We start from the raw sequence: 4,552 nt of genomic DNA, 5'->3' as shown, positions 1-4,552 counted from the left end.
AAAGATTTGGAGCACTTTTTATTTTTTTCAGAAGAGATTACTTTCGAAATTCAGGTTCAGTTAAATCCTAACAATATTAAGCGTCGTCTTATCCCACACTAAGATTCGATCAATTCCTTCCACCGTAAATATCGTGATAATGCTTAAATAATAAATCCGCAAGAAAACGAAGATAACAAAAAAACAGGTCTATCATGGTGGTTTCGAACCATAATCGACCTGATCAATGTAACGCAGTAGCGTTATTTAGGTGATAAAATTCAAAACATTGATGTGCGTACAGTAGAAATGAAGAAACTTTATACGGGTATTACATGGGTTATATGTGTTATTGGTTGAATGATGGGTTCATTCGGCACTGGGTTGCCCCACCAAAAAAACTTGAGAGTAAGGTTCTTAGTACTAGCTCAAGATAAGTTCTACTGCACTCTCTAAATCGAATTTACCCTTACCAATATTTACTATGCAAGTATCATCATCAGATGCTGGCTCAAAGCCGATTCTGATGTTTGGTATATTGAATTTATCTTTCAGGCTCACTAGAGTTTCTAATATTTTTCTGATATTCAGCCTTACATCAGTACCTTTGCCTTCATATATTCCATTCTCAGAGAAATTAAAAGTAATATCTCCAAATTCTTTATCGAATGAAAATACAATCACCACATCTTTAATACAACATCCTAATTCCAATTGGCTTAGAAATACATTGCCCGTTCCACTCGGTGAAAGTACTTCCTTAAAACTTTTAATTTGATGAAATTCAATGTCTGCTCCACTATTGTTATCAAAAAAATGGGAGGACTTGATTTCTTTCAAGTTAATTTTAAGTTCATGAAAAATTAAATTGTCTAATTCATCTTTTCGGAAATTCTCCAGTATAATTTCTAAGTTTTCCAAGTTATCCACCTCTTTTATTGGTCAATAAAACCCTTAAATGTTCCGTCAAGATTAAGTCTTACTCCTCTGCCATCAGGTAATTTCTTTTCTAGGAAAGTAATACCCCTATTGTTTGTAACCTTAACGAAATCCCCCGGAGCATCAATAATTTCTTCCAAATGCTTCTGTGCTGTTTTATTGATTTGGTCCGGACCACCCTTAACTTTACCCCAAATATCAGGATTTCTTCCTGCATGTTTTTGAAGAGCATGTCCTACAACTGTCTCTCCGCCTTTTTTAGCCTGTGTTGCTGAATTAATAATGGTATCGCGACTAATACCATTCCCCGTCCCCTAAGTTGTAATCTTAAACTGGGGAATAAAGAAGGTGGCATTCGGTTCTTCCAATTACCACCATTATATCAGCTTGCCTGACGCTCTGTTGGAGTTGCCGCCGCCCTGTATTCCGTCTTGTTCTTCATCATGCTGTAGATGATGTTTACAAGCCTTCTCATGACGCATATCAGGGCTTGCTTCTTCGTCTTTCCTTCTGCTAGCTTGCGTTGGTAATATTCGTAGAATACGGGATTCCGTTGCTTCTTGTTGTCACCTTTAGCTACTTGGATTTGTTGAACGGCTAGGTTATGGAGGAAGATGGCATTTAGTACCCGATTTCCTTGTCCGCTTACCTGGTCTTTTCCCTTGCCGCCCGAACTAAAGCGTACAGGTGCGATTCTTGCAAAACGAGCTAACTTATCAGCATTGGGAAAACGGCGAATATCTCCGATTTCTGCAATCAATTCGGCTGCTGTTACTGTACTGATACCATCCATCGACTGAAACTTAAAGTCAGTTTTAGCCAACACTTGTCGAAGTTGTTCTTCCGTCTGCGATACAGTAAGCATCCCAACTGTCGCTCTTTTGAGTCGTTGCATTGCTCATACGTTCGTTATAGGACAAAGCGGAATTGACTTCTTTGTCGGCATGGGTTTCGATTTGAAGGCTGTACTTTCTTGATTTCTTCTGCCGCCACGGTTGATACCGTAAATACAGATACGCATCTTCAATACCTAGACTCCAATGATATACATAGCCTTTGTGTCGTATTGCAGGTCTAATATCAAACCAATCTCGAAATGAAAGTGCGAGTTGATTGTAAAACTTGACCGTTACACCATGGTATTCAACTGCAATTTTATCTACGGAAAGTTGTACGTTTTTCATGTGTTCCCCCACTGGCAAAACTTTTGACGGATTTGCCTCTTGTATTATAGGAATGAGGAAATCGGTGGCTAGCCTTTCACACATGACCTTCCCGTTTATTCAGATATGTCCTGACAATATAGTGGTCGGACTATCTGAAATATTAGTTGCGATGTTCTTAGACTATATTCATCGCAGTATCTATTCGCAAAGTTGCGATTATTTTCAAAAACCTATGAGAAAACGAAGATAACAAAAAATAGGTCTATCATGGGGGTATCTAACCATAATCGACCTGTTCATGTAACGCAATAGCGTAATTTAGGGTATAAATTTCAAGCTCGATGTGCGTACAAACGAAATGGCGAAAACTTTATACGAGTATTACATGGGTTATATGTGTTATTGGTTAAATGGTGGGTTTATTCGGCACTGGGTAGCCCCCACAAAAAAGAAACCTTGAAAGGCACAGAGCCAATCAAGGTTGGATTTATACAAACTATATTTTGATTTCTTCTCTTATTAAGGAATCAACTTTATCAGTTTTCATTGACCAGTAATCATCTAAAATTTCCTTCACAGGCGTCATTTTGTTAAGTTTGAATACTTTGAGAAATCCTGCCAAAGAATCCTGAGCAACAAATAAAAACTCCTCTTGTTGGAAAACTAACTTTACCCCAATATCAACCTCAACTATCCATTTAATGCCGTTGGTTTGCCAAGATGCTACATCTCTCAATACAAGTATATCCTCTAAGTTCGTACCGACATACGTTAATTTACATTCAGGGTTTAACGTTGTTGCATGTTCGATTTTTAACTTAGGGTACTCGTCACCGTCCAATGCACTGATAGGAGTATTTTTAACACTTAACTTGCTGTCAGGGCTTTCAATGACTAGGCTGAGTGCAAATTCCCCAACTTCTTCGATATATAGCTTCAACAAAGAAGCATCTTTAATACCTCTAAGAATATCAATTTGCTCTTTGGCTATTACATTGTTTATAACGTGTTGCACCGTATCCTCCCCCTTTTTTAAGGTATAAAATGAATTTTTTGCTGTTTGAAAGTACTTCCCCCATTAATATCAACCGCAGGAGTACCATCAGAATGTGAAACGGGTCTGTAGGTTATTGCTGTCCCATCATCCATAATCCTAAGAACTTTACCATCTCCAAGGTCTTTCTCCGTCTTAAAGCCTTGAGTTTTTTCATCAAAAAATTGCCGAGCGGCTTTATCTCCACCTGTCAGATTTCGTACTTTAGTACTTCCGCTTTGACCAACTGTTCCAAAATACCCATTTTCATTTGGAGTAAACTTAGGAACATTCCCCGTCCCCTTAGTACCACTTTTAGCCCCCGTATATCTACCACCTATGCCGCCAGCCATTCCAAGAGCGAGTAATGCGACATATTCTGCTTCTTTCTGTTCGAAATACGCATCGACTAGTTGTTCTCTCGCCCAACTTGCTGTACCAGCATTATTGGTATAGGCACTCGTTCCTGTTACTAAACCGTATAAGTAATTATATTGGTTTTCATCCATAAAGGATCCAAAATCGTACCGTTCCCAGATGAAATCTTTATATACCTTATAGTATTTATTCTTCTTGCTGAACTCTGATTTCTCCCGCGCTTCATTCAATAAGCTTGTTAGTTCCTGAACATCTTTGGGCTTAAATTTAAAATGCCCGCTCGGATCCACATAAATCAACGGATTATTCTCCACATACGAATACCGGTTCAAACTTAGCGGATTCGCGATGCTGCCTTGGTATGGGTCCTTGGAGACGAATCTTCCCGCATTCGGATCATACCAACGAGCTCTAAGATATTGGAGATCCGTCATCTCCTTTCTATATATTCAGTTAAATCCTAACAATATTAATCCCGTCTTATCCCACTTAGATGCGATCATTTCCTTCCACCGTAACTATCGTTGAAAATGCTTAAATAACAAATCCGCAAGAAAACAAAGATAACAAAAAACAGGTCAATCATGGTGGTATCTGACCATAATCGACCTATTTAATGTAACGGAATAGCGTTATTTAGGTGATAATATTCAAGCTCAATGTGCGTACAACCGAAATGACGAATTCTTCATACAGGTATTACATGGGTGTAATTGGTTGAATGATGGGTTCATTCGGTACTGGGTAGCCCAACCAAAGAAAAACCTTGAAAGGCGTGAAGCCAATCAAGGTTCTTAGAAGTTGCTATTCCTCCAACATTACATCAGAACACACTATCGACAACCATGGTTTTGAGTAGTCTGTTGTAAAAACTCCAATGTGCTTTTGATTATCTGAACTCTCTGCCAACTCTTTGAAAAGAACAATTGTAAAGAGACTTTCTTTGCTTACTTCATTAGGAGATAAAGGAAGGTCTGTGCTGATTTGAAAATCTGCCTTTTTCCTGAATCCGTGATATTTGCTAAATCGTTCTAATGTGACGGATTCAAAATCAGAT

At 38.4% G+C, this 4,552-nt stretch carries 4 protein-coding genes and 2 pseudogenes; all 6 read right to left on the bottom strand.

The features are described from left to right. Positions 1–402 precede the first annotated feature (402 nt). Positions 403–909 carry a hypothetical protein gene (locus RW092_RS13470; RefSeq protein WP_307719288.1) on the bottom strand — a complete coding sequence of 169 codons (507 nt, stop codon included), beginning with the start codon at positions 907–909 and terminating at the stop codon, positions 403–405. Positions 910–1,300: 391 nt separating this feature from the next. Beyond that, positions 1,301–1,711, bottom strand: a pseudogene (locus tag RW092_RS13465) (transposase); the annotation flags it as partial. Between the two features lie 22 nt (positions 1,712–1,733). Further along, positions 1,734–2,102: a hypothetical protein gene (locus RW092_RS13460; RefSeq protein ID WP_316010442.1), complete on the bottom strand. Its 369-nt coding sequence runs from the start codon at positions 2,100–2,102 to the stop codon at positions 1,734–1,736. Between the two features lie 478 nt (positions 2,103–2,580). Beyond that, on the bottom strand, positions 2,581–3,099 hold the full coding sequence (locus RW092_RS13455) for a hypothetical protein (RefSeq protein WP_316010441.1): 519 nt from the start codon (positions 3,097–3,099) through the stop codon (positions 2,581–2,583). A gap of 17 nt (positions 3,100–3,116) precedes the next feature. Further along, the gene (locus tag RW092_RS13450) at positions 3,117–3,929 is read right to left on the bottom strand and encodes an RHS repeat-associated core domain-containing protein (protein WP_316010440.1); all 813 of its coding nucleotides are present in this window, start codon (positions 3,927–3,929) and stop codon (positions 3,117–3,119) included. Between the two features lie 370 nt (positions 3,930–4,299). Continuing rightward, positions 4,300–4,552, bottom strand: a pseudogene (locus RW092_RS13445) (hypothetical protein); the annotation flags it as partial.

The sequence above is a fragment of the Paenibacillus sp. 3LSP genome, assembly GCF_032465655.1.
In the GTDB taxonomy this organism is placed as follows: domain Bacteria; phylum Bacillota; class Bacilli; order Paenibacillales; family Paenibacillaceae; genus Fontibacillus; species Fontibacillus barengoltzii.
The sequence above is the reverse complement of the archived record's forward strand: the minus strand, read 5'-3'. Positions and strand labels throughout refer to the sequence as shown.

Excerpts from the sequence above, each read along its gene's own strand:
- RW092_RS13460 (WP_316010442.1), bottom strand. The coding sequence starts at position 2,102 with ATGAAAAACGTACAACTTTCCGTAGATAAAATTGCAGTTGAATACCAT.
- RW092_RS13450 (WP_316010440.1), bottom strand. The coding sequence starts at position 3,929 with ATGACGGATCTCCAATATCTTAGAGCTCGTTGGTATGATCCGAATGCG.